Below are 23,522 nucleotides of genomic sequence, written 5' to 3'. Positions count from 1 at the left end.
GCCTTGTCCGGAAACGGCCCGGCCCCCGGCGGCCACCTCTATCTGGACCACAACGCCACCACCCCGCTGAAGCCGGCGGTGAAGGCGGCGATGGTCCAGGCGATGGATCTGGTCGGCAACCCGTCGTCCGTGCACGCCTTCGGGCGGAGCGCGCGGCGCGCCGTGGACGAGGCGCGGGCGGCCGTGGCCGCGCTGGCCGGCGTCAGGCCGGCGCAGGTGCTGTTCACCGGCAGCGGGACCGAGGCCAACAACCTCGCCCTGCGCGGTTTCACCACGCGGACGGTCCTGGTCTCGGCCATCGAGCATGAGTCCGTGCTGGCGGCGGCGCCCGACGCACCCCGCCTTCCGGCCTGTCGCGACGGCACGATCGACCTCGCGGCGCTGGAGCGTGCGCTGGCCGCCGCCGCCTCCGCCCCTCTCGTCTCGCTGATGCTCGCCAACAACGAGACCGGCGTGATCCAGCCGGTCGCCGAGGCCACCCGCATCGCCCACGCGCATGGCGCGCTGCTCCATTGCGACGCGGTCCAGGCCGCCGGACGGATTCCCCTCTCCTTCCCGGCTCTCGGGGCCGATCTGATGACCCTGTCGGCCCACAAGCTGGGCGGGCCGGCGGGCGTCGGCGCCCTGATCCTCGCCGAGGGGCTGGAGCCCGAGGCGTTGATCCGCGGCGGCGGGCAGGAACGGCGCAAGCGCGCCGGCACCGAGAACCTGCTCGGCATCGTCGGCTTCGGCGCGGCGGCCCGGCAGGCGCTCGACACGCTTCCCGACGCCGCCGCCCTCGCCCCCCTGCGCGACCGGCTGGAGTGCGAGGCCCTGGCCGCCGTCCCCCAGGCCCGCGTGATGGGAGGCCTCGCGGCGCGGGTGCCCAACACGAGCTGCCTCGTCCTGCCCGGCGTCCCCGGCGAGACGCAGGTCATGGGGCTGGATCTGGCCGGCGTCGCGGTCAGCGCCGGGTCGGCCTGCTCCAGCGGCAAGGTCAAACCGTCGCATGTGCTGGCGGCGATGGGGGAGGACGCGGCGGCGGCGGCCTCGGCCATCCGCGTCAGCCTGGGCTGGACCAGCGACGACGAGACGGTGGACCGCTTCCTGGCCGCCTGGATCGCCATGGCCCGGCGAAGCGCCCGGGCGTGACCCGCGACGTTTCCGGCCGCGCCCTGCCGAATTCGCGCATTGCGCCGGGCCGCGGTTCTGGGTATGACGCGGCTGGAGCACCGACGAGCGGCCTGTCGTGTGGCCGACCGTCTTGGCGTTTCGATGGACAGCACGCATGACACGTTCCGACTCCGGCCCGCCCGGCTCCCGCACCGGCGGCATTTCCGGCAGCCTCGCCGGCGACCTGGAACCCTGCGCGCTGTGCGGCGGCCCGGTGGCGCCGCGCGCCCTGTTCTGCCACGCCTGCGGCGCGGTCCAGCCGCCCCGCCCGCTCGATCCCTTCGCCCGGCTGGGGCTGGAGCGCCGTTTCGACCTCGACCCCGCCCAGCTGGCGCGCCAGCACGCCGGCTTCGGCCGCGCCCTGGCCCCGGAGCGCTTCGCCGCCCGCAGCCCGCGCGAGCAGGCCGACGCGAAGGCGCAGCTCCAGGCGCTCGACGCCGCGCACGAGGCGCTGCGCGCCCCGGTCCGCCGCGCCCACGCCCTGCTGGCGCTGCTGGACCTCCCGGCAGGCGCCGCCGCCACCGATGACACCGACGAGGAAACCACGGCGCTGGTGACGGCCGTCGCCGCCGCCACCGACCCGGCGGCGCTCGACCGCGCCGCGCTGGACGTCGACCACCGGATCGAAGCCTGCATCAAGTATCTGACGCCGGCCTTCCGCAAGGCCCAGGCCGATCCGTCAAAGACGGATGCCGCCGCGCGCATCCTGGCCCGGCTGGAACGGCTGGAGTCCCTGGCCGCCGAAGCCGCGGCCCGCCGCGCGGCGCTGAGCCCGCCTCCGGCGTCCTCCTGAATCCCGACCCGCGCACCCTCACCAACGGAAAGAGGACCTTCATGCCCAAGATGACCTTCATCGAGACCGACGGCACCCGCCGCGAGGTCGACGCCCCGCTCGGCCTGTCCGTGCTGGAGATCGCGCACAAGAACAGCCTGGATCTGGAAGGCGCCTGCGAGGGGTCGCTGGCCTGCTCGACCTGCCACGTCGTGATCGAGCCGGAATGGTACGACGTCCTGCCGGAAGCGGCGGAGGACGAGGAGGACATGCTGGATCTGGCCTTCGGCCTGACCAAGACCTCGCGCCTGGGCTGCCAGATCATCATGACCGAGGAACTCGACGGTCTGACGGTCCGCCTGCCGGGCGGCAGCAACAACGCGATGTCGTAAGGACGGGACGGGGCGCGGGTCGGCGGCCCTTCCGGGGGTCAGAACCCCGTCGAAGGACCGCCCCTTTCCTTGCCCGCCGTTTCTCCCATATTGGGCGCCATGAACTCCCTCGGTCTTTCCAAGCGCCCCCAGGACACCCGCGTCGTCGTCGCGATGTCCGGCGGGGTGGATTCCTCCGTCACCGCGGCCATGCTGCGGGAGGAGGGCTACGACGTCGTCGGCATCACCCTCCAGCTCTACGACCACGGGCTGGCCTTGCAGAAGGCCGGGGCCTGCTGCGCCGGGCAGGACATCTACGACGCCCGCCAGGTCGCCGAGCGCATCGGCATCCCGCATTACGTGCTGGATTACGAGGGCCGCTTCTCCCAGGACGTGATGGACGATTTCGCCGACAGCTACCTGCGCGGCGAGACCCCGATCCCCTGCGTGCGCTGCAACCAGCGCGTCAAGTTCCGCGACCTGCTGAACACCGCCCGCGACCTCGGCGCCGAGGCGCTGGCCACCGGCCATTACGTGCGCCGCGTCGAGGGCACGCACGGCGCCGAACTGCACCGCGCCGTCGACCCAGGCAAGGACCAGAGCTATTTCCTGTTCGCCACCACGCGCGACCAGCTCGGCTTCCTGCGCTTTCCGCTGGGCGGCCTGACCAAGCCGGAGACCCGCGCCCTGGCCGAGCGCCACGGGCTGGAGGTCGCGGCCAAGCCCGACAGCCAGGACATCTGCTTCGTGCCCAACGGCGACTACGCCGAGGTGGTGGCGAAGCTGCGCCCCGGCTCGGTCGAACCGGGCGAGATCGTCCACATCGACGGCCGCGTGCTGGGCCGGCACCGCGGCGTCGTGCATTACACGGTCGGCCAGCGCAAGGGGCTGGGCATCGGCGGCATCCGCGGCGGCGAGGAGGAGGCGCTCTACGTCGTCCGGCTGGAGCCGGCGCAGCGCCGCGTCGTCGTCGGCCCGCGCCGCGATCTGGCGCGCTCCGTCGTGACGGTGCGCGAGATCAACTGGCTCGGTTCCGCCCTTCCCGAGGGCGACGGGCTGGAGGTGTCGGTCAAGCTGCGCTCCGCCCAGGCGCCGGCCGCCGCGACCTGGCGCTTCGCCGCGGACGGCACCGCGCGGGTGGACCTGCACGAGCCGCAGCACGGCATCGCGCCCGGCCAGGCCTGCGTCGTGTACCAGGGCGACCGGGTTCTGGGGGGGGGCTGGATCGCCGCGACGGCGTCCTAGAAAAAATAACGGGAGGGGATGTTTTCGCCGCTTGACACCCCACACCCCCCTATCCTATAGAAGCGGCCCCGGCGGAAACGACCGGGCAGGATGGTAGACACGATGGCAGCGTAGCTCAGTGGTAGAGCAGGGGAATCATAATCCCTTGGTCGGGGGTTCAAATCCCTCCGCTGCTACCATCAAGAAAAGGCCGGTCGAACCGCAAGGTTGACCGGCCTTTTCCATTTCAAACCGGCAGGCTCCAAACGGCCCGCGCCAAGGCGGGCACGCCCAGATCAAAGCCGGACGGTCAGGAACCGAGATTCGCCAGGGTGCGCCGGATCGCCTCGCGGAAAGCCTCGAGGGAGGCGATGTCCAGCAGGAACAGCGCGTGCCCCTGCGCGTCGCCGGCGGCCAGCGCCATGTCGATGCGCACGGCCAGGACGGGATCCTCGGCCGCCCCGATCACCGCCTCCGGGTCGCCGGTCCCATAGCCGGGAACCGCCCCGGCGATTTCGCCGCCGATCAGGTTGGACAGGCTGGCCAGACAGCCGTTCAGGATGATGTTGCCGATTTCCGTCAGCGCGTCCTGCTCCATCTCCCCCGGCCCCTCGGCGGCGGGATCGACCGGGACCAGACGGCCGACCAGGGCGAGCGTCCCCTGTTCGGGAAACAGCAGCATCGCCTCGCCGGTGAAAGGACCGGCGAAGGCGCCGCGCACCGCGCAGACCGGCGGGACAATGGCCGGGGCGAGGTCGCGGGCGACGGCCGAGCGGGTCGACACCGCGAAGGACGGCACCGACAGACGGACCTCCTCCCCCAGCATGGAACTCAAGGCGGCTGCGGGTTCCCCCATGCCGATGTTGAACAGCTCGGCGATGGCGTCGGCCTCGTCGCCTTGCGGAAGCAGCGGTTCGTCGCCGGCCATCGGCGTCACTGCCCGGCGGCGGCGAGGAAGTCCCGGATCTTGTCCGAGGTGATCGGCTTGGCGATGAAGCGGATGTCGATCGCCGCCGCCTTGCTCTTCAACGAATCCTGGACGTTGGCGGTCAGCAGGCCGATCGGCAGGCTGTCGAAGCGCGCCTTCAGCTGCTCGGCCAGCGCAATCCCGTCCATGCCCGGCATGTTGTAGTCCACGATGGCGGCCACCGGCGTGGCGTCGGCGACGACCCCAAGCGCCTCCTCGCCGCTGGCGGCGGACAGGATGGTCCAGTCCGGCCGCAACGACGCGATGACGCTGGCGACCATGTTGCGCGCCAGCCGACTGTCGTCGACGATGAGGATCGTGGTCATGCCGGGGATTCCGCTCTTAATGATTCGTTGACGCCGTGCAGCGTTCATACCGCAAAGCGCGAGGCCCCACAAGAAAGCCTCCCGGAAGAAGGTTTCTTGGAAGAAAGACCGGATTTGACGAAATGACCATCGGGGAGAATCATGATACCCGGAACGAAGGGGCCGGGCTTCATTCGGTCAAGCCTGTCCGCGCCGTGCTGGATACCAACATACTGGTGGCCTTCGCCCTTCTGGACGAAACACCGGCTCCCCGCCGCCACGACGCCCTGCGCCGCTGCGTGGAACGGGTGCGCGCCGACCGCGGCCTGCTCGGCAGCACGGCAACCCTGGCCGAGCTGCGCGCCGTGCTGATGCGCCCCGGTTTCGAACGCTACAGCCCGGCGGCGGCACGCCAGCGCTTCGTCGACGCCATCACCGCGGAGACCACCCTGGTCGTTCCCGCCCCCATCGGCCGGCTGTGCCGCGATCCCGAGGATGATATGTTCCTCGCCGCAGCCCTGGCCGGCGACGCCGACTGGCTGGTCACGGTGGACCGCCAGCTTCTGTCGGTGCGGTCGATCGGCCGGACCCCGATCCGCCGCCCGGAGCGCTTCCTGGAAGCCGTGGCCTGAGCGGACACGGATCCGAAGCACCGCGCCGCAACCACAGATTCCCCTCGACAAACGGGCCCCTTCATAGAATAAAAAGGGAACACTTCGCAAACCGCGGGTGAACGGATGAGCGCCCAGCATCTTCTCTTCGACGATCTGCCCGAGACGGAGCGCGTGCGCAAGCCGGCCCGCCGGTCCCGCGCGACCAGCATCGCCGCCCCCGTCGCCGTCGACATGGTGCGGGAGGCGGTGCCCATGCCGGCGTCCGCCGCCCTCGCCGCGTCCTGTGCCGCGACGCTGCCGCTCAGCCCGCCCGCTCCACCGGCACCGCCGCCGCCCTTCGACCCGGGCGCGCTGTCGAATCCCGAACTGCGCGCCGTCGTCCAGGCCATTCCCGATGCCCGGTTGAGTTATCTGCTGATCGAGGCGGCGCGCGAGTTGAAGCGGCGCGCCCTGCCCGACCGCGCGGACGACGACGAGTCCGGCGAGGCGACGGAACCCAACCCTATGCTTCTGCGCGCCGCCCGGCAGGTGGTGGGCGAGCTGGCGGGCGACGACGCCTGATCCCGTCCGCCACCGGCCGGCGGTCGCAGGAAGATTACGGGTGATCCCGGATTCCAGGGAAAGTTTACGGGACAAGCAGTGCAGACCTGTGCCATCATCATGGCTCGGCCGTCGTTTTCTTTCGCATCGCACAATAGAGCGGCGCATCGGCAGCGAATGGCAGGAACTGAACCGCGCACCGCCTCCCGGAGGGAGCTTTGGACTGGATCACCTGGTTGCAGGAATGGGGCAATGCCTTCTACCCACTGGCATTCTTCTGGGCTTTTTTTGAAGGTGAAACATTTGTCATCTTCGGCGGGATGGGTGCCCAGCTCGGTGTCATCAATCTATATTGGTTGGTCGCCTCGGTGTGGATCGGCAGCTTCCTCGGCGACCAGCTCTGGTTCTGGATGGGGCGCCGCTGGGGCGCCAAGGCGCTGGCCCGCTTTCCGGCGGCCGAGGTCCACAGCGCCCGTGTGCTGCGCTGGCTCGAGGTGTACGGGGTCGGCTTCATCCTGGTGTTCCGCTTCCTTTACGGCGTCCGCAACATCGCGTCGGTCGCCGTCGGCACGTCCCGCATGCCATGGCGCCGCTTCATGGTGTGGAATTTCGTCGCCGCCGGCATCTGGGCCTGGAGCTTCGCCGGCGCCGGCTACCTGTTCGGCGAGGCCGCCGCGTCGGTCGGCGAGAACGGCACGAAGATCCTGCTGCTGATCGCCGCCGCCATCGCCGTGCTGTGGATCGCCTTCAAGAGCATCCGCTGGGTCCGCCGCCGGGCCACGTCGCAGGTGTGACCGCCACGGCGGCGTGACCCGAACCGATCGCCGGACAACCCGCCGGACGGCTCAAGCCCGGCGGGCGATCCACACCGCCGTCAGGTCGTCGCGCAGCGGCTGGCGGGTGCGGGCGTAGAAACGATCCAGCATCGGCCGCAACGGGTGCAGCCGGTTGACCGCCAGGGCGTCGCGCACGAAGGCGGGAACCGCCTCCTGGCCAAGCGGACCATGCTCCTCCCCGCCGCATTCGATCAGCGCGTCGCTGTAGAGGAACAGGAAACCGCCGCGCGGCAGGCGGTGGCTCTGGTCGGCGTAGCGGGCCCGTCGCGATGCTCCCAGCACCAGCCCCGCCGAATCGAGCAGCCGCAAGTCGGCGCCCACCCCCAGCACCGGGTTCGGCGCCCCGGCGCCCGCGAAGGTCAGCGTGTCGGTCGCCAGATCGAGGATCCCGAAGAAGGCGGTGGCGAACTGCCCGGTCGGCAGCACGTCCTTCAGGGCGCCGTTGAGCCGCGACAGCCATTGCGACGGCGCCGCGTCCTCCATTGGAAAACGGTCGATCAGCGTGTGCAGGCGGAAGGTGTTGATCGCCGCCGTGATGCCGTGCCCGGCGAAGTCGATCAGCAGGAAGCCGACGCGCCGGTCGTCGAGCGGATAGACCCCCCAGAAATCGCCGCCAAGCTCCGACGACGTCTCGAAATGCGCGTCGAGGATCAGGCCGTAGCGCTCGGCGACCGCCGCGATCCGGCGGCTTTCCGGCAGCAGCGAATGCTGCATCGCGCGGGCGTGCGACAGCTCCCGCTGCACACGCTCGCGGTAGGCGGCGAGGTCGTTGAACAGCTTGCGCTTCTCGAGCTGGTGGCGGACCCGCGCCACGCATTCGCCGGGCCGGATCGGCTTGGAGATGAAGTCGCTGCCCCCGGCGTCGAAGCAGCGGACCTGCTCCTCGTCGCTGTCCAGCGCGGTCTGGAACAGCACCGGCAGTTCCTCGTGCGTCGCGTTGCGCCGCAGGGCCCGGCACATCTCCAGCCCGTTCATCACCGGCATGTCGACGTCGAGCAGAACGAGGTCGGGGCGGAAGCGGTCCACCGCCCGCAGCCCCTCCTCCCCGTCCCCGGCGAAGGCGATCTCGCTGATGCCCGCGCGGCGGATGACCAGAGCCAGCGATTTCCGGTTGAACTCGTTGTCGTCGACGATGAGGACCCGACTGTCGGACAGCGACATCGCCATGGCGTGGAAGCCCGTCAGAGGTCGAAATGCAGGACGGTGCAGCGGCCGCCGTCGGTCACCGCGACGCGGCTGGCGAGCGCCCGCATGAAGACGAAGCCGCGCCCCGAGCGCGCCTTGCCGCCCACCGCGGCCGGAGCCGCGCCGCTGTCGAAGCCGCCGCCCTGGTCGACCACCGCGATGGCGACGGTCGCGGCGTTCCAGCGGCAGAAGATGTCGATGCGGCGCCGCTTGATCGCCGGATCCTCCAGACGGTCGCGCAGCATCTGCCCGAACAGCCGGTAGCCGTCCGGCTGGTTCTTGGTCGCGCTCGACAGGCCGAGGTTGCCGTGGACGATGGCGTTGGCGATGGCCTCGTGCAGGCACAGCTCGACGTTGGAGCGCTGGTCGGCCCGCAGGCCGCCGCGCCGCGCCAGCTCGTCGCAGACCAGCACCGCGCATTGCAGGCCGTAGGCGGTGCCGGTGGTCAGCGACAGGTAGAAGCCCGGCTCGACCGCCGGGGCGCCGGTCCAGTCCTCGAGCAGGGCGGCGGGCTCGTCGCCGCCCTTCCCCAGCTCGACCGTCAGGAAGGGGTTGCGGTCGAACGCCTCGCGCAGCCGGTCGCGGTCGGCCTGCTCCAGCAGCAGGGCGTCGGCCCAGGAGGGCAGGGCCGCCGGGTCGGCCGGCTCGAAGCCGGGCAGCTCGAAGCCGGGCATGGCGAAGCGGGCGGCGATCCGCGCCCGCGTCTCGTCGGGAACGCGGGTCCACATCACGCAGAAGGGGCGCAGATGCGGGGAGGCCGGCTCCACGGCGCGCCGCTTACGGTTCGATGGTGATGATCTCGCCGATCCGGGCGAGATCGATCGACCGCTTCACGTCACCCTGGGCGCCGCGCACGGTCAGCTTGATGTTGCGCTGCTCGGCCTCCTCCTGGAGGATCAGCAGCATGCCGAGCCCGGCGGAATCGAGGAACTCCAGCCCCGACAGGTCGATGGTGAAGCGGCGCGCCCGCTGGCCGTCCAGCAGCCCGACGATGTCGGACAGCCGGTCGTGGTCGGTGAACTCCAGCCGACCGTTCAGCCGCACCTCGACCTCGTCCGACGTGCTGCGCGTTTGGAACTGCATCATACCCCCACATCTTCGGGACCGCTGGCGCGCCCAGCCCTACGGGCGCGCGCGTATCCCACCGTCTTCGCCTATGCACAGTAGTGCAAGCGGCGCGGGCTTCTCAAGCGCCGTCGCCGCCGGCCGGCGGGTTTCCCCCGGCGGGATGGACGATGCCGGCCGGAACAGGGTAGAACTTCCCCCCGGAGGCACCCGCTCTCCGTGCCGGCGACGGCATTCTCCAAGCCAGCGTCCGGACCGGCAGGGCATGAGCAGCCAAGGCATCGACAGTGTGGCGCGCGCGTGGCGCCGGGTGCCGACGGTGTCGGCCAAGTTCCTGATGATCCTGGTCCCCAGCCTGGTCCTCGCGGTCTCGGGCTTCTCGGCGATCTTCTTCCACAACCGCTACCAGGATCTGCGCGACGCGCTGCGCGATAAGGTCGCCACCATCGCCGACGTCAACGCGGCGGCGCTGTCGCACAACCTCTGGTCATACGATGTCACCGCCATCCACAACGTCATGCAGTCCATCGCCGCCAACCGCGAGCTGGTCTGCGTCGAGGTCGGCGACAACCAGCCCGACGGCCTGTTCGCCTGGTCCGGCCCCGCCTGCTCCGACGCCGGGCGGACCGGCGAGGTCGAGCGCCGGACCGTCATGGCGCTGGGCTCCCCGGTCGGCACGCTGGCCTTGCACTACACGCAGGCCCCCATCCGCGAGCAGCTGCGGCAGGAGGTGGCGAACACCGCCTTCCTGCTGCTGCTGATGCTGGCCGGGACCATCGCGGCGGCGCTGGCCGCCCTGCGCCTGACCATCGGCCTGCCGCTGCGCCGGCTGGTCGATTCGATCCTCGATTCCGAGCGCGGGCACGGCCGCCGGCCGGTCGACTGGGCGGCAGCGGACGAGATGGGCCGGGTGATCCTGGCCTACAACGGCATGCTGGCCCGGCTCGACGCGGAGGCGGCGGCCCTGCGCCAGAGCGAGCAGCGGCTCGCCCTGGCGATCACCGCGACCCGCTCGTCGGTCTGGGACTACGATCTGCGCAGCACGCAATACTGGTGGTCGAAGGAGTTCCCCGCCCTGCTCGGCTACGGCCCCGACGAGCTGGCGATGACCGCCGCGACCTGGGAATCGCTGCTGCACCCGGACGAGGCGGCCGGCATCGTCGCCGAATCCCGGCGCCGCGTGCGCGACAAGGCGATGGCCTACACCGCCATCTACCGGATGCGGCGGCGCGACGGCCGATGGGCCTGGATCGAGGACCGCGCCACCGCCCAGCGCGACGCGGGCGGGGCCGCCCTGCGCCTGACCGGCACCATGTCCGACGTGACCGAGCGGATCCAGGCCGAGCTGGATCTGGCGCGCGAGCGCAACATCCTCCAGGTCACGCTGGACAACACCGACCAGGGGATCATCAAGGTCGACCACGACCTGCGGGTGGTGATGTCCAACCGCCGCGCCGCCGAACTCCTCGACGTCCCGCCGGAAGCGCTGGCCGGCGGTCCCGGCCTTCCCGGCCCCGCCTTTCCCGACATCGTCGCCCTCCAACGCACCCGCGGCGCGTTCGACGCGATGGGCGACGACCCCGATCTCCACCTCGTCTCCGAGGATGGCGCCGGCCTGCGCGGCCTTCTGGACCAGCCCTTCACCTTCAAGCGCCGCCGCCCCGACGGCCGCATCGTCGAGGTGCGCACCAACCCGCTGCCGGAGGGCGGCTTCGTCCGCACCTTCACCGACGTGACGGTCGAGGCGCGCTCCGCCGAGGAGATCTTCCACGCCATGCAGGCGCTGGAGGCCGCCTACGCCGACCTGAAGGAAACCCAGGCCAGCCTGGTGCAGGCGGAGAAGATGGCCTCGCTGGCGCTGCTGGTGGCCGGCGTCGCCCACGAGATCAACACCCCGGTCGGCATCGCCTTCGGCTGCTCCACCCACCTGTCCGCCCGGACCCGCGCGCTGTCCGACGCCTTCGCCGGCGGAACGATGAAGAAGTCCGACCTCGCCGCCTATGTGGCGACCGCCGGCGAATCCACCCGCCTGATCCAGCAGAACCTGACCCGCGCGGCCGAGCTGATCCAGAGCTTCAAGCGCGTCGCCATCGACCAGACCAGCCAGGAGCGCCGCCGCTTCGAACTGCTGGCCTATCTGGAGGAGGTGGTGACCTCCCTCGGCCCCGCCCTGCGCAGGGGGCCGCACCGCATCGCCATCGCCTGCTCCCCCGGCATCGTGCTGGACAGCTTTCCCGGCGCGCTGAGCCAGGTTGTCACCAATCTGGTGATGAACGCGCTGACCCACGCCTTCCCCCCCGACGCCACCGGTCTGGTGGCGGCCGGCCACATGGTGATCGACGCCGAGGAGCGGCCGGAGGGCGAGGTGGTCATCCGCTTCACCGACGACGGCGCCGGCATCCCGGCCGATCACCAGCCCCGGATCTTCGAACCCTTCTTCACCACGCGGCGGGGGGCCGGCGGCAGCGGGCTCGGCCTGCACATCGTCTTCAATCTGGTGACGCAGACGCTGGGCGGACGGATCTCGGTTGACAGCGCGCCCGGCGACGGCACTACGTTCACGCTTCGCATTCCCAAGACGGCGGGCGCCAGCCCCGGCCCCGGCGGGGGAGCCAGACGCGTGGAGACCGAGGCGGCATGAGCACGGGTGCGCTCGCTGAACCCCCCTGCGACGACGACGACATCCTGTTCGCTGCGGAGGATTCGGGAACCGGCGGGGCCCTTCCGGCCGACGCCGAACCTCCCCCCTGGACCATCCTGGTGGTGGACGACGAGGCCGACGTCCACGCGATGACCGGGCTGCTGCTCGCCGACGTCGTCTTCCAGGGGCGGCGGCTCGACCTCGTCGGCTGTTTCAGCGCGGCCGACGCCCGGCGCGCCCTGCAAAGCCGGCGCGACGTCGCGGTGATCCTGCTCGACGTGGTGATGGGGGACGACGAGGCCGGCCTGCGGCTGGTGCGCTGGATCCGCAACGAACTCGGCAACCGCGACGTCCGCATCATCCTGCGCACCGGCCAGCCGGGGCAGGCGCCGCAGCGCGACGTGATCGTCGAGTACGACATCAACGACTACAAGCCCAAGGCCGACCTGTCGGCGGAAAGCCTGTTCACCGCCGTCATCGCCGCGCTGCGCGCCTTCGACCAGATCCAGTCGATCGAGACCCGCGTCGCCCAGCGCACCCGCGAGCTGCGCGAGAGCCGCGAGCAGGTCAACGCCATGCTGGAGGCGAGCCCCGTCGGCGTCTGCGCCTATGACGAGGACGGCACCGTCGTGCTGGCCAACCAGCGGCTGGTCACGCTGCTCGGCATTCCCAGGGAGCGGCTCGCCGGTTCGCCCATCGGCGCGCTGTTCGCCCCGGCGGACAACCGTCCGGAGCTGCGCGCGCTGCTCCAGCACCGTCCGATCCGCGACGCCGAGGTGACCTTGCGGCGCGCCGACGGCTCGACCTTCTGGGCCCTGCTGTCGGTCGATCCGGCCATGGTCGAGGGGCGCGGGGTTTATCTCGCCTGGATCTACGACATCACCGGCCGCAAGCTGGCCGAACAGCGGATGGAGGAGGCGAGGGAACAGGCCGAGCAGGCGACCAAGGCCAAGTCCGCCTTCCTCGCCACCATGAGCCACGAGATCCGCACGCCGATGAACGGGGTGCTGGGCATGCTGGGCATGCTGGAGCGCAGCGGGCTGGACGCCCACCAGCGCGACACCGTGGCGACGATGCGGGAATCGGCGATCTCGCTGCTGCGGATCATCGACGACATCCTCGACTTCTCGAAGATCGAGGCCGGCAAGATGGACGTCGAGCGGGTGCCCGTCTCCATCCCCGCCCTGATCGAGGGGGTCGCGGAGACGCTGGCGCCGTCGGCCCGCGCCAAGGGGCTGCCGCTTCTGACCTACATCGACCCGGCGATTCCGCCGACCCTGCTGGGCGATCCGGTGCGGCTGCGGCAGATCCTGTTCAATCTCGGCGGCAACGCCATCAAGTTCACCGAGACGGGCCGCATCGTCATGCGCGCCTCCCTGGCCGCCGGGTCCGGAAGCGGGCCGGCGACGGCGTTGCGGATCGAGGTGACCGACACCGGCATTGGCATTCCGGAGTCGGTGCGGCGCCGGCTGTTCCAGCCCTTCACCCAGGCGGAAAGCTCGACCGCCCGGCGCTTCGGCGGGACCGGGCTCGGCCTGTCGATCAGCCGGCGGCTGGCCGCGCTGATGGGCGGCGAGATCGGGGTGGAGAGCGTCCCCGGCGTCGGCTCGACCTTCTGGCTCGGCCTGTCGCTCGACCGCGCCGATTCCGCCGGCACGCCGGACGGCGACGCCCAGCCCCAGGCCGAGGCCGGTTCCGCCGTCGGGCTGGACGGTCTGACCGTGCTGCTGGGGGTGCCCGACGACACGGAACGCAGCTTCCTGTCCTGCTATCTGGAGGCCGCCGGCGCCCGCGTGCTGGGCGCCGCCTCGCCGTCCGATCTGGCCGCCCAGGCCCGCCTCGCCCGCGAGGCCGGCCACGCCGCCGACGTCGTGGCGGTGGACGAGGCGCTGCACGTCCCCGCCGCCGCCTGCGCGCCCGAGGAGCTGGGCCGCCGCAGCGGCGAACGGCGACCGCCCGTCATCCTGCTGCTGCAAGGGTCCGGCGGCGAGCGGTGCGCGCACGGCGTGATACCGCTCGGCCGGCCGCTGCGGCGCCTGCCCCTGCTGCGCGCCGTGGCCGCCGCCGCCGGGCGCCTCGCCGCCGCGGACGAATCCTCCCCGCTCCTCCCCCAGCCCGTGCCCGCCCCGGAGGCGGCGCGGCCGGGCGTCCCGCCCGCTCCCGAAGCGCCGGATCCGGAGGACGCCCTGGCGCAGGGCCGCCTGATCCTGGTGGCCGAGGACAACGCGGTGAACCGCAAGGTGCTGCTGATGCAGCTGCACGCGCTGGGCTACGCGGCGGAGATGGCGAACGGCGGTGCCGCCGCGCTGGCCGCGTGGCGGGGGCCGCGCCGTTACGGCCTGCTGCTGACCGACGTGCAGATGCCGGAAACCGACGGGGTCGAGCTGACCCGCCGCATCCGGGCCGGCGAATTGGCGGAGGGCCTGGCCCGGCTGCCGATCGTCGCCGTCACCGCCAACGCCGGGCCGGACGACATCGCCGGCTACCACGCCGCCGGGATGGACGACGTGCTGAGCAAACCCCTCGACCTTCCGCAACTGGCGGCGGCCCTGGCGCGCTGGCTCCCCCCCACGCCGACTCCGACCGCTCCGGTGGAGGTCCAGACGCCGCCTGTCGAACGCGCCGGTCTGCGCGCCCTGTGCGGCGGAGACGACGGGATGGTCGCCGAACTGCTGAACGATTTCGTGTCGATCAGCCGGAAAATCCTCACCGATCTCGACCATGCCGTGTCGGCCGGCGACCGGGAGGCCGTGCGGGCCTGCGCCCACAATCTGCGCGGCTCCGCGCGCAACGCCGGGGCCGAGCCGCTCGCCGCCGCCGCGCTGGCGCTGGAACGCGCGGCGGCGGACGATACCTCCTGGCTTCACCTCGCCGAGCGGGCGACCGCGCTGCGGGCGGCCTTCGCCGCCGTCGAACGCTTCGTGGCGGGCGCATGAGCGGCCGCCACCCCCTCACCCGCCGCGAGGCGCTGGCCCTGGCGCTGGGAACGATCGCCACGACCGCCGCCACCACCACCGCCGCCACCGTGGCGGGCGCGCAGGAGGCGGTGACGGCACCGACCGAGGCGCGCCCCCTGCCGAAGCTCGGCGAGGAGCTGACCCCCTTCGGCGCCATCCGCGCCGGCAACCGCACCCGCGCCATCCCCGCCTGGACCGGCGGGCTGACCAGGGCCCCGAGGGGCTATGTCCCCGGCCGCCCTTCGCCCAACCCCTACATCGAGGACGGGCGCTGGTTCACCGTCGGCCCCAACGACGTCGAACGCTACAAGATCCGTCTGTCGGCCGGGCTCCAGACCCTGCTGGCGAAGCATCCCGACAGCTTCGAGGTGCCGGTCTTCCCCTGCCGCCGCAGCGCCGCAGCCCCGCAGGCGGTCTACGACGCCAGCCTGGAGAACGCCGGCCGCGCCGCGCTCGGCAACAACGGGCTGGTGCTGACCGGCGCCCGTGTCGGCGTGCCCTTCCCCATCCCGGCCAACGGCGTGCAGGCGATGTGGAACCATCTTCTGCGCTGGCGCGGCACGTCGCTCACCCGCACCGGCCAGACGATCCTGCCCAGCGCCACCGGCGCTCTGGACAGCCGCCTGTACCGCGAGGATGTCGCCTTTCCCTACGCGGCCGGCGAGGAGAGCGGCCGTCCCCTGCTCTACCGCCGCACCACCCTGCTGCCCAAGGAGCAGGAAGGCAGCGTGCTGCTGGCCCAGGCGACCCTGAACCCGATCCAGTCGGGCTTTCGTGCCTGGTTCCGCCAGGGGGAGCGGGGACGCGTCGTGCCGGCGCCCGATTTCCTCTACGACACGCCGGATCCGGCGACCGACGGCATCGCCACCGCCGACATGCTCGACATGTTCAGCGGTCCGCTCGACCGCTTCGACTTCACGCTGGTGTCGCGGCGCGAGATGTACGTTCCCTACAACGCCTACCGCCTGAACACGGCCGGCCTCGCCCCGTCGGAATTCGTATGGTACGGCCACCCGAACCCGCAGTTCCTGCGTTACGAGCTGCACCGGGTGTGGATCGTCGACGCCCGGCTGAAGCCGAACTTCCAGCACGCCCTGCCCGACCGCACCTATTACCTGGACGAGGATTCCTGGCAGATCGTCATGGCCGAGCATTACAACGGCAAGGGCGAGCTGCTGCGCTACGCCGAGGCGCACAACGTCGCCCATTGGCAGGCGCCGGCCTTCCTGCCGGCGGTCGAGTTCGTCCATGACTTGACGACGGACCGCTACGTCGCGCGCGGCATCGACAATCTGCAACGCCCGCCTATCTTCGACAAGCCGCTGAAACCGGAGGAATTCACCCCGGAGTCGCTGGTCCGCCGCGGGCGCCGGGGCTGACGCCCCGGCCGGCGGCGCGCCCGATCAGGCGCCTTGCGCGATCAGCCGCTTGGTGCGGCGGTCCATCAGCCACCAGGCGCCGCGCGAGGCGACGCTGCACAGGCGGCTGTGCGGAGTCAGCCCGCAGGCCTTGAACACCATGGCGACGGCGCGGTCGATGTGCTTGGGCCGGAAGCGGCCGTAGGCGCGCCGCGAATAGGCGGCGTTGTAGCGCTTGTGGTCGTAGACGCTGTCGGCCGGCGCGTTGGCCGCGTAGTAGGCGTAGGCCAGCTCGTCGTCCTCGGATTCGCCGATGCGCGACAGCGCCACCTTCAGGCGCTGGAACCTGTTGAGCCCTTCCAGCTCCAGATACTTCTTGGTGTAGGTGTAGAAGAGCTTGAAATGACGCAGCTCGTCGGCGGCGATGCGCCGGCAGATCTCCTTCAGCACCGGCTCGTCGGTGGAATCGCCGATGGCGGTGTAGTAGGAACTGGTGCCGGTCTCGACGATGCAGCGGGCGATCATCTCGCCGCTGCGCGAGCCGCGCACGGAGTCCTCCAGGTCGATCGGCACCTTGTAGCCGGCGCGGAAGCGGGCGACCGCCTCCTCGAATTGGAACTCCGGATCGACCAGCTCCGCCCAGCGGCCGAGCGCCTGGCCGTGCTGGACCTCCTCCACCGCCCAATCCTGGGCGACGGCCTTGAACTCGGCGTCATCGTGGAACACGTTGCAGAGATAGGCGGTGTAGTCGTGGGCGTTGAACTCCACCAGCGCCGCGGCCTTGATCAGCGGGATGATGTCCGGATCGATCTTGCTGCGATCGAACTGGTCCCAGGGAAGGTCGTCGATCCGCCAGTGGGTTCGGGCCATGGTCCGCCTCTGTTGTGCCGCGCCGTCGCGGCGAAAGCCTCGTCGAAGCGCCGACGTCGCCGCCCGCGCCCAACGTCTGAATGTAAGGAATGTTCACCGCGTTGCAACGGAAACGGGCGGTTCGGATGACCGAACCGCCCGTCGAACCAACGAGATGTGTGCCGTACGCTCAGTGAGCGGCGGCCGACGCCCCCAGCGCCTCCAGCTTGGCGCGCGCGACGGCGAGCTTCGCCTCGACCGCGGCCCGCTCGGCGTCGGACTTGGAGTCGTCCAGATCCTCGGAAAGATCCTTGATCGTCTTCTCGACCGACACGCGGTCGAGATCGGAGAGCGCCACCGCCTCCTCGGCCAGGACGGTGCAGCGCGTCTCGGTCACCTCGGCGAAACCGCCGGCGACGAAGACACGGTCCACGATCCGCTCGCCCTCATAGACGTCGATGACGCCCGGACGCACGGTCGAGATCAGCGGCGCATGCCCGGCGAGCACGCCGAAATCGCCTTCCGTACCCGGCACCACGACCATGTCCACCGGCAGCGACTTCAGCAGCTTTTCCGGCGAGACCAGCTCGAATTCGACTTTATCGGCCATGGGTTTCCTGGTGCCTCTTCGTAAGAACCCTCTCCCCTCTTGCGAGGGGAGAGGGTGAACCATGCGTCAGCGAAGGTCGGAGGCCGATCAGGCCGCCAGCTTCTTGGCCTTGGCGATCGCCTCGTCGATGGTGCCGACCATGTAGAAGGCGGCTTCCGGCAGATGGTCGTAGTCGCCGTTCACGATGCCCTTGAAGCCCTTGATGGTGTCTTCCAGGCTGACCAGCACGCCCGGCGTGCCGGTGAACACCTCGGCGACGTGGAAGGGCTGCGACAGGAAGCGCTGGATCTTGCGGGCGCGGGCGACGACCAGCTTGTCCTCTTCCGACAGCTCGTCCATGCCCAGGATGGCGATGATGTCCTGCAGCGACTTGTAGGTCTGCAGAACCTTCTGGACCGAACGGGCGACCGAATAGTGCTCGTCACCGACGACGCGCGGGTCGAGGATGCGGCTGGTCGAGTCGAGCGGGTCCACGGCCGGGAAGATGGCCATTTCGGCGATCGAGCGCGACAGCACCGTGGTGGCGTCGAGGTGGGCGAAGGAGGCGGCCGGGGCCGGGTCGGTCAGATCGTCGGCGGGCACGTAGATGGCCTGCACCGAGGTGATCGAACCCTTCTTCGTCGAGGTGATGCGCTCCTGGAGCGCGCCCATGTCGGTGCCCAGCGTCGGCTGGTAGCCCACCGCCGACGGGATGCGGCCGAGCAGAGCCGACACTTCCGAACCGGCCTGCGTGAAGCGGAAGATGTTGTCCACGAAGAACAGCACGTCCTGGCCTTCCTCGTCGCGGAAATACTCCGCCAGGGTCAGGCCGCTCAGCGCGACGCGGGCGCGGGCGCCCGGCGGCTCGTTCATCTGGCCGTACACCAGCGCCACCTTGGAACCCGGACCGTCGAGCTTGATGACGCCCGACTCGATCATCTCGTGGTAGAGATCGTTGCCCTCACGGGTGCGCTCACCGACGCCGGCGAACACCGACACGCCGCCGTGCGCCTTCGCGACGTTGTTGATCAGCTCCATGATGGTCACGGTCTTGCCGACGCCGGCGCCGCCGAACAGGCCGATCTTGCCGCCCTTGGCGTAGGGAGCGAGCAGGTCGATGACCTTGATGCCGGTGATCAGCACTTCGGCGTCGGTCGACTGGTCGACGAAGTCCGGGGCCGAGCGGTGGATCGGCAGGGTGCGGGCGGCGTTGACGGCGCCACGCTCGTCGATCGGCTCGCCGATGACGTTGATGATGCGGCCGAGCGTCTCAGGGCCGACCGGCACGGCGATCGGGTTGCCGGTGTCCACGACTTCCGAGCCGCGCACCAGCCCGTCGGTGCTGTCCATGGCGATGGTGCGGACCGTGCTCTCGCCCAGGTGCTGCGCCACTTCCAGGACGAGGGTCTTGCCGTCGTTCTGGGTGTGCAGCGCGTTCAGGATCGACGGCAGGTCGCCGTCGAACTGCACGTCGACGACGGCGCCCGTAACCTGCGTGATCTTGCCGACGGAATTGGTGGTGGCCATGGAGTAAAGCTCCCTAGGAACTCGGTAAGTGTCGGTGTGCCGTCGCCGGCCGATTGCGTTCTCGTCGCTGCCTTTACAGGGCCTCGGCACCGGAGATGATCTCGATCAGCTCCTTGGTGATGTAGGCCTGGCGCGTCCGGTTGTAGGTGATCGTCAGCTTGTTGATCATGTCGCCGGCGTTGCGCGTCGCGTTGTCCATCGCAGTCATCCGGGCGCCCTGTTCGGACGCCGCGCTCTCCAGGAGCGCGCGGTAGATCTGGATCGACAGGTTGCGCGGCAGCAGTTCGGCGAGGATCTGCTCCTCGTCCGGCTCGAACTCGTAGACCGGCTTGGCTTCCTCCGTCGCGGCGGGAGCGGCGTCGGCCGCGACCGGAACCGCGAAGGGGATCAGCTGCTGGACGGTCACGATCTGCGAGATCGCCGACTTGAACTTGTTGAAGACGACCGAGCAGACGTCGAACTCGCCGGCGTCGAACATCGCCAGCACCTTCTTCGCCACCATGTCGGCGTCGCTGAAGGACAGCCGGCGGCGGCCGACATCCTCGTAGCTCTCGACGATCAGCGAGGCGTACTCGCGGCGCAGCTGGTCGCGGCCCTTGCGGCCGACGGTCAGCAGCTTCACGGTCTTGCCCTCGCCCTGGAGGCGGGCGATCTGGCGCTTGGCCTCGCGGACGATGGAGCCGTTGAAGGCGCCGCACAGACCGCGATCGGAGCTGACGACGACCAGCAGGTGCACCTTGTCGGCGCCCGTTCCGGTCATCAGCTTCGGCCCGTTGCCGCTGTCCTGCACGTTGGAGGCCAGCGAGGCCAGCATCCGGCCCATACGCTCCGCGTAGGGACCGCCGGCTTCCGCCTGCTCCTGCGCGCGGCGCAGCTTGGAGGCCGCGACCATCTTCATGGCCGAGGTGATCTTGCGCGTCGACTGGACGCTCGCGATCCGGTTTTTTAGGTCCTTGAGGTTAGGCATGCCGGCCCTTCAATTCCGCTCGGGGTCGTTCCGTGACCGTTCGTGACAGCGGGGGGCGGTTGCCCGCCCCCTGTTGCTCGTCGGATCAGACGAAGACCTTGGAGAAGCTGTCGAGGAAGGCCTTCAGCTTTTCCTCGGTCGCCGACGTGATCTGCTTGTCGGTGCGGATCGCCGCCAGGATGTCAGCGCCCTTGGCGCGGATTTCCGACAGGAACTTCGCCTCGAAGCGGTTGACGTCCTCGACCTTGATCGCGTCCAGGTAGCCCTTCACGCCGGAGAAGATCGAGACGACCTGCTCCTCGACGGGCAGCGGCTGGAACTGGCCCTGCTTCAGCAGCTCGGTCAGACGGGCGCCACGGGCCAGCAGGCGCTGGGTCGAGGCGTCGAGGTCGGACGCGAACTGCGCGAAGGCGGCCATCTCGCGGTACTGCGCGAGTTCCATCTTGATGGTGCCGGCGACCTGCTTCATCGCCTTGATCTGGGCGGCGGAGCCGACGCGGGACACCGACAGGCCGACGTTGATGGCCGGACGGATGCCGCGGTAGAACAGGCCGGTTTCCAGGAAGATCTGGCCGTCGGTGATCGAGATCACGTTGGTCGGGATGTAGGCCGACACGTCGCCGGCCTGCGTCTCGATGACCGGCAGGGCGGTCAGCGAGCCGTTGCCGTGGGCGTCGCCCATCTTGGCGGCGCGCTCGAGCAGGCGCGAGTGGAGGTAGAACACGTCACCGGGGTAGGCTTCGCGGCCGGGCGGACGGCGGAGCAGCAGCGACATCTGGCGGTAGGCGACGGCCTGCTTGGACAGGTCATCGTACACGATCAGGGCGTGCATGCCGTTGTCGCGGAAATACTCGCCCATCGTGCAGCCGGTGTAGGGCGCCAGGAACTGGAGCGGGGCCGGTTCCGAGGCCGTGGCGGCGACGACGATGGAGTATTCCATGGCGCCGGCGTCTTCCAGGGTCTTGACGATCTGGGCGACGGTGGAGCGCTTCTGGCCGATGGCGACGTAGATGCAGTAGAGCTTCTTGCTCTCGTCGTCGCCCTGGTTGATCGGCTTCTGGTTCAGGAAGGTGTCGATGACGACGGCGGTCTTGCCGGTCTGGCGGTCACCGATGATCAGCTCGCGCTGGCCGCGCCCGATCGGAACCAGGCTGTCGACGGCCTTCAGGCCGGTCTGCATCGGCTCGTGCACCGACTTGCGCGGGATGATGCCGGGGGCCTTCACTTCCACGCGGGTGCGGGTCACGTCGACCAGCGGGCCCTTGCCGTCGATCGGGTTGCCCAGACCGTCCACGACGCGGCCCAGCAGGCCCTTGCCGACGGGGACGTCGACGATGGTGCCGGTGCGCTTGACGGTGTCGCCTTCCTTGATGCCGCGGTCGTCGCCGAAGATCACGATGCCGACATTGTCGGTCTCGAGGTTCAGCGCCATGCCCTGCAGGCCACCGGGGAACTCGACCATCTCGCCGGCGCGCACGTTGTCCAGGCCGTGCACGCGGGCGACGCCGTCGCCCACCGACAGAACCTGACCGACTTCGGCGACATCCGCCTCGGTACCGAAATTCGCGATCTGCTGCTTGAGGATCGCAGAGATTTCTGCGGCGCGGATATCCATCAGACTGACCCCCCTGAGGCCTTCATGGCGAGTTGCAACTTGTTCAGCTTCGTGCGCACCGAGGTATCGACCATGCGCGAGCCGAACTTGACGATCATGCCGCCGATCAGCTCGGGATCGACGGAGGTGTTCACCAGCACCTTGGAACCGATGGACGCCTTCAGCGCGTCGACCACGGCCGCGTGCTGGGCGTCGCTCAGCGGCTGGGCCGAGGTGACCTGGGCGGTCACCTCGCCGCGGCGCCGGGCCAGCTCGGCCAGGAAGCCCTCGATCATGCCGTCGATCGCGAAGAGGCGGCGGTTCGCCGCCACCAGCCCGATGAAGCGCTTGGTCAGATCGGACAGGCCGGCGCTGTCCAGGACAGCGGCCATCGCGCGGGCCTGGTCGGCACGGCTGATCACGGGGCTGCGGACGAGGCGACGCAGGTCAGCGCTCTCGGCCAGGATCTGCTTCAGCGTGGACAGATCGCTCGCGACCGTGTCCAACGCCTGGTTTTCGTCCGCAAGCTCGAACAGCGCGGTGGAGTAGCGCGCGGCGAGTTCGGAAACGCCTGTTCCTTCGGATGCCACCTGATCCCTCGAATTGAGTTCGGTAGACGGTGAATTCGGCGGCCCTAGAGGGTGTCAACCCGAGGCACAAACACCCCGGCCGCGAAAGCGAGCGGTCCAATATCACAGGATCCGCCACCGCGCAACGGAGTCTGGACAATTTGACTGCGGCGTTTTGAGCGGTTGCGGAATCTTCGGTCGGGCCACCGGTGAATCCGGTCCAGTGGTCGGACCGGCTGTGACCTCCGAGGTCACGCGGACTCAACTTAAGCGGCAATTAACCATTCGGGCGCAAGGTCGCCGCACCGCTTGTTTCAGAGCCGCTTCTTCGGTTCGCCTCATTTCGGGACACCGAAACGAAAGGCCCTCCACCATGACCGCCACCGCCGCCGCCAGCACCGCCACCGTCATCGCCTTCTCGCGGGCCCGCTTCACGCCGGACGATCTCGCCACCTTCGAATCCATCGCCGAACCCAAGCTGCGGGACGGCCGCTGGGTCGGCGTCGTCCGCGAGTCGGGGCGCGGGCACGACCGGCTGCTGGTGCTGCTGCCGGAGGTCGACAAGCCGGTGTTCCGGTTCGAGCGCGACGGCGAGGGGCGCTACAGCCTGTCCTTCCACGACCGTTCCGGCTGGTACGGCATCGGCGCCGGCGGCAGCGCCGCCGAGTGCCTGGCGATCTGGCGCCCCCGCCCGTCCGACAAGCCGGCGGCGCGCTGACCCTGTTTTGCTGCCCCTGTTTCGCCGACTCTGTTTTGCGGCCCCTGTTTCGGCGCCCCCAATCTCCGGGGCCCGTTGGGGACCGGCGGCTCAGCGGTAGACGCCGACCGCCAGCGCGTAGGGTTCGCCGCCCAGCTCCAGGCGGCGCGCGTGCAGCGTCTTGCGGGTGATCTGGCCCGACAGCGGATCGAGCCATTGATAGGTGACGTCGGCCCTGCCCTGCCGCTCGACACCCTCCAGCGCCTCCTTCATGAACAGCTTGCCGTCCACGTCGCGCAGGTCGAGCAGGCTCGACCCGATCAGCGCCGGCGTCCAGCCGTGCGCCACCATCACCCCCTCGCGGTCCAGCAACATCGGGTAGAGGTCGCGGTCGATGAAGACCCCCTCGCGATCGGCGAAGGCGCCGACGGCGGCGGCCGCGCCATGGCGGCGCAGGAACTGCTCCGCCCGGTCCATCATCGCCCCGGCCTCGGCGTCGGTGCCGCGCGTGCGGGCGGGCGCCCCGGCGGCCAGCGCGATGACCAGCAGCAGAAGAAGAACCGGAAGAACCGTCAGCAGGGTGTGGCGGTGGAGGCGGCCGCTCAGCCTGTGCATGAGTGATCTCGGGTAGAGGACGGAGCCGAAAAAGGACCGGACCGTGGTAATACCATGACGAGGCCCATGGCAATGGACCAATCGTCACAGGTGCCATGCCGTGACGCCGACGCTGCCCGCCGCGGGTC

Annotated in this window: 23 protein-coding genes and 1 tRNA gene; 12 read left to right on the top strand and 12 right to left on the bottom strand. The window is 70.1% G+C overall.

Features of this window, described 5'->3' with window-relative positions; translation table 11 throughout:
- The first annotated feature begins 3 nt into the window (after positions 1–3).
- The 5 genes from JN22_RS22885 to JN22_RS22865 all read left to right on the top strand — a co-directional run bounded on the left by JN22_RS22885 (position 4) and on the right by JN22_RS22865 (position 3,719).
- The gene (locus JN22_RS22885; RefSeq protein ID WP_085556095.1) at positions 4–1,131 is read left to right on the top strand and encodes a cysteine desulfurase family protein; all 1,128 of its coding nucleotides are present in this window, start codon (positions 4–6) and stop codon (positions 1,129–1,131) included.
- Between the two features lie 136 nt (positions 1,132–1,267).
- On the top strand, positions 1,268–1,945 hold the full coding sequence (locus JN22_RS22880; RefSeq protein WP_085556094.1) for a J domain-containing protein: 678 nt from the start codon (positions 1,268–1,270) through the stop codon (positions 1,943–1,945).
- Between the two features lie 41 nt (positions 1,946–1,986).
- Complete coding sequence (locus tag JN22_RS22875) at positions 1,987–2,316, top strand: ferredoxin family 2Fe-2S iron-sulfur cluster binding protein (protein WP_085556093.1); 330 nt, start codon at positions 1,987–1,989, stop codon at positions 2,314–2,316.
- Positions 2,317–2,415: 99 nt separating this feature from the next.
- The gene (gene mnmA / locus JN22_RS22870; RefSeq protein WP_085557308.1) at positions 2,416–3,540 is read left to right on the top strand and encodes a tRNA 2-thiouridine(34) synthase MnmA; all 1,125 of its coding nucleotides are present in this window, start codon (positions 2,416–2,418) and stop codon (positions 3,538–3,540) included.
- A 104-nt stretch (positions 3,541–3,644) separates the two neighbouring features.
- Positions 3,645–3,719 (top strand) — tRNA-Met (locus JN22_RS22865).
- 110 nt (positions 3,720–3,829) lie between these two features.
- On the opposite strand, the gene JN22_RS22860 is transcribed toward JN22_RS22865, so the two are convergent.
- Positions 3,830–4,447 (bottom strand): chemotaxis protein, encoded by a 618-nt coding sequence (locus JN22_RS22860; protein WP_085557307.1) that lies wholly within the window; start codon positions 4,445–4,447, stop codon positions 3,830–3,832.
- A gap of 5 nt (positions 4,448–4,452) precedes the next feature.
- Positions 4,453–4,812, bottom strand: coding sequence for a response regulator (locus JN22_RS22855; RefSeq protein ID WP_085556092.1), 360 nt, complete (start codon positions 4,810–4,812; stop codon positions 4,453–4,455).
- A gap of 122 nt (positions 4,813–4,934) precedes the next feature.
- Between JN22_RS22855 and JN22_RS22850 the strand changes: the two genes are divergently transcribed.
- The 3 genes from JN22_RS22850 to JN22_RS22840 all read left to right on the top strand — a co-directional run bounded on the left by JN22_RS22850 (position 4,935) and on the right by JN22_RS22840 (position 6,739).
- Entirely contained in the window at positions 4,935–5,423 is a 489-nt protein-coding gene (locus JN22_RS22850; protein ID WP_085556091.1) for a putative toxin-antitoxin system toxin component, PIN family, read from the top strand.
- Between the two features lie 105 nt (positions 5,424–5,528).
- Complete coding sequence (locus JN22_RS22845) at positions 5,529–5,966, top strand: hypothetical protein (RefSeq protein ID WP_085556090.1); 438 nt, start codon at positions 5,529–5,531, stop codon at positions 5,964–5,966.
- A gap of 197 nt (positions 5,967–6,163) precedes the next feature.
- Positions 6,164–6,739: a DedA family protein gene (locus JN22_RS22840; RefSeq protein WP_085556089.1), complete on the top strand. Its 576-nt coding sequence runs from the start codon at positions 6,164–6,166 to the stop codon at positions 6,737–6,739.
- A 51-nt stretch (positions 6,740–6,790) separates the two neighbouring features.
- Here the strand turns inward: JN22_RS22840 and JN22_RS22835 are convergent, their stop codons facing one another.
- From JN22_RS22835 to JN22_RS22825, 3 genes are read right to left on the bottom strand one after another with little or no spacing between them, the layout of a single operon-like run.
- Positions 6,791–7,948: a PP2C family protein-serine/threonine phosphatase gene (locus JN22_RS22835; RefSeq protein WP_085556088.1), complete on the bottom strand. Its 1,158-nt coding sequence runs from the start codon at positions 7,946–7,948 to the stop codon at positions 6,791–6,793.
- Positions 7,949–7,962: 14 nt separating this feature from the next.
- A complete protein-coding gene (locus JN22_RS22830; protein ID WP_223677850.1) occupies positions 7,963–8,733 on the bottom strand; it encodes an ATP-binding protein in 771 nt (256 codons plus the stop codon).
- Between the two features lie 10 nt (positions 8,734–8,743).
- Positions 8,744–9,052: an STAS domain-containing protein gene (locus JN22_RS22825; protein WP_223677849.1), complete on the bottom strand. Its 309-nt coding sequence runs from the start codon at positions 9,050–9,052 to the stop codon at positions 8,744–8,746.
- Positions 9,053–9,296: 244 nt separating this feature from the next.
- Between JN22_RS22825 and JN22_RS22820 the strand changes: the two genes are divergently transcribed.
- From JN22_RS22820 to JN22_RS22810, 3 genes are read left to right on the top strand one after another with little or no spacing between them, the layout of a single operon-like run.
- Positions 9,297–11,672, top strand: a complete 2,376-nt coding sequence (locus JN22_RS22820) for a PAS domain-containing sensor histidine kinase (RefSeq protein ID WP_085556087.1) — start codon at positions 9,297–9,299, stop codon at positions 11,670–11,672.
- Positions 11,669–14,608 (top strand): hybrid sensor histidine kinase/response regulator, encoded by a 2,940-nt coding sequence (locus tag JN22_RS22815; RefSeq protein WP_085556086.1) that lies wholly within the window; start codon positions 11,669–11,671, stop codon positions 14,606–14,608. Before JN22_RS22820 ends, JN22_RS22815 begins: the two co-directional genes overlap by 4 nt.
- On the top strand, positions 14,605–16,008 hold the full coding sequence (locus tag JN22_RS22810; protein ID WP_085556085.1) for a DUF1329 domain-containing protein: 1,404 nt from the start codon (positions 14,605–14,607) through the stop codon (positions 16,006–16,008). Before JN22_RS22815 ends, JN22_RS22810 begins: the two co-directional genes overlap by 4 nt.
- Positions 16,009–16,032: 24 nt before the next feature.
- On the opposite strand, the gene JN22_RS22805 is transcribed toward JN22_RS22810, so the two are convergent.
- From JN22_RS22805 to JN22_RS22780, 6 genes are all read right to left on the bottom strand, one after another.
- A complete protein-coding gene (locus JN22_RS22805) occupies positions 16,033–16,857 on the bottom strand; it encodes a ferritin-like domain-containing protein (protein WP_085556084.1) in 825 nt (274 codons plus the stop codon).
- A 169-nt stretch (positions 16,858–17,026) separates the two neighbouring features.
- The gene (locus JN22_RS22800) at positions 17,027–17,446 is read right to left on the bottom strand and encodes a F0F1 ATP synthase subunit epsilon (RefSeq protein ID WP_085556083.1); all 420 of its coding nucleotides are present in this window, start codon (positions 17,444–17,446) and stop codon (positions 17,027–17,029) included.
- Positions 17,447–17,533: 87 nt separating this feature from the next.
- Positions 17,534–18,952: a F0F1 ATP synthase subunit beta gene (gene atpD, locus JN22_RS22795; protein WP_085556082.1), complete on the bottom strand. Its 1,419-nt coding sequence runs from the start codon at positions 18,950–18,952 to the stop codon at positions 17,534–17,536.
- Between the two features lie 73 nt (positions 18,953–19,025).
- Entirely contained in the window at positions 19,026–19,919 is an 894-nt protein-coding gene (locus tag JN22_RS22790; protein WP_085556081.1) for a F0F1 ATP synthase subunit gamma, read from the bottom strand.
- Between the two features lie 85 nt (positions 19,920–20,004).
- Positions 20,005–21,534 carry a F0F1 ATP synthase subunit alpha gene (gene atpA, locus JN22_RS22785; protein WP_085556080.1) on the bottom strand — a complete coding sequence of 510 codons (1,530 nt, stop codon included), beginning with the start codon at positions 21,532–21,534 and terminating at the stop codon, positions 20,005–20,007.
- A complete protein-coding gene (locus JN22_RS22780) occupies positions 21,534–22,103 on the bottom strand; it encodes a F0F1 ATP synthase subunit delta (protein ID WP_085556079.1) in 570 nt (189 codons plus the stop codon). The genes atpA and JN22_RS22780 overlap by 1 nt, the downstream gene beginning before the upstream one ends.
- 352 nt (positions 22,104–22,455) lie before the next feature.
- Between JN22_RS22780 and JN22_RS22775 the strand changes: the two genes are divergently transcribed.
- Positions 22,456–22,800: a hypothetical protein gene (locus tag JN22_RS22775; protein WP_085556078.1), complete on the top strand. Its 345-nt coding sequence runs from the start codon at positions 22,456–22,458 to the stop codon at positions 22,798–22,800.
- 90 nt (positions 22,801–22,890) lie between these two features.
- On the opposite strand, the gene JN22_RS22770 is transcribed toward JN22_RS22775, so the two are convergent.
- The gene (locus JN22_RS22770; protein ID WP_085556077.1) at positions 22,891–23,394 is read right to left on the bottom strand and encodes a cache domain-containing protein; all 504 of its coding nucleotides are present in this window, start codon (positions 23,392–23,394) and stop codon (positions 22,891–22,893) included.
- Positions 23,395–23,522 lie beyond the last annotated feature (128 nt).

Origin of the sequence: Azospirillum agricola (genome assembly GCF_020005195.1) — a bacterium.
Classification (GTDB): domain Bacteria; phylum Pseudomonadota; class Alphaproteobacteria; order Azospirillales; family Azospirillaceae; genus Azospirillum; species Azospirillum agricola.
The sequence above is the reverse complement of the archived record's forward strand: the minus strand, read 5'-3'. Positions and strand labels throughout refer to the sequence as shown.

Coding starts and splice junctions, on each gene's coding strand:
- JN22_RS22880 (WP_085556094.1), top strand. CDS start 1,268: ATGACACGTTCCGACTCCGGCCCGCCCGGCTCCCGCACCGGCGGCATT.
- JN22_RS22875 (WP_085556093.1), top strand. CDS start 1,987: ATGCCCAAGATGACCTTCATCGAGACCGACGGCACCCGCCGCGAGGTC.
- mnmA (WP_085557308.1), top strand. CDS start 2,416: ATGAACTCCCTCGGTCTTTCCAAGCGCCCCCAGGACACCCGCGTCGTC.
- JN22_RS22860 (WP_085557307.1), bottom strand. CDS start 4,447: ATGGCCGGCGACGAACCGCTGCTTCCGCAAGGCGACGAGGCCGACGCC.
- JN22_RS22855 (WP_085556092.1), bottom strand. CDS start 4,812: ATGACCACGATCCTCATCGTCGACGACAGTCGGCTGGCGCGCAACATG.
- JN22_RS22850 (WP_085556091.1), top strand. CDS start 4,935: ATGACCATCGGGGAGAATCATGATACCCGGAACGAAGGGGCCGGGCTT.
- JN22_RS22845 (WP_085556090.1), top strand. CDS start 5,529: ATGAGCGCCCAGCATCTTCTCTTCGACGATCTGCCCGAGACGGAGCGC.
- JN22_RS22835 (WP_085556088.1), bottom strand. CDS start 7,948: ATGGCGATGTCGCTGTCCGACAGTCGGGTCCTCATCGTCGACGACAAC.
- JN22_RS22825 (WP_223677849.1), bottom strand. CDS start 9,052: ATGATGCAGTTCCAAACGCGCAGCACGTCGGACGAGGTCGAGGTGCGG.
- JN22_RS22820 (WP_085556087.1), top strand. CDS start 9,297: ATGAGCAGCCAAGGCATCGACAGTGTGGCGCGCGCGTGGCGCCGGGTG.
- JN22_RS22815 (WP_085556086.1), top strand. CDS start 11,669: ATGAGCACGGGTGCGCTCGCTGAACCCCCCTGCGACGACGACGACATC.
- JN22_RS22810 (WP_085556085.1), top strand. CDS start 14,605: ATGAGCGGCCGCCACCCCCTCACCCGCCGCGAGGCGCTGGCCCTGGCG.
- JN22_RS22805 (WP_085556084.1), bottom strand. CDS start 16,857: ATGGCCCGAACCCACTGGCGGATCGACGACCTTCCCTGGGACCAGTTC.
- JN22_RS22800 (WP_085556083.1), bottom strand. CDS start 17,446: ATGGCCGATAAAGTCGAATTCGAGCTGGTCTCGCCGGAAAAGCTGCTG.
- atpD (WP_085556082.1), bottom strand. CDS start 18,952: ATGGCCACCACCAATTCCGTCGGCAAGATCACGCAGGTTACGGGCGCC.
- JN22_RS22790 (WP_085556081.1), bottom strand. CDS start 19,919: ATGCCTAACCTCAAGGACCTAAAAAACCGGATCGCGAGCGTCCAGTCG.
- atpA (WP_085556080.1), bottom strand. CDS start 21,534: ATGGATATCCGCGCCGCAGAAATCTCTGCGATCCTCAAGCAGCAGATC.
- JN22_RS22775 (WP_085556078.1), top strand. CDS start 22,456: ATGACCGCCACCGCCGCCGCCAGCACCGCCACCGTCATCGCCTTCTCG.
- JN22_RS22770 (WP_085556077.1), bottom strand. CDS start 23,394: ATGCACAGGCTGAGCGGCCGCCTCCACCGCCACACCCTGCTGACGGTT.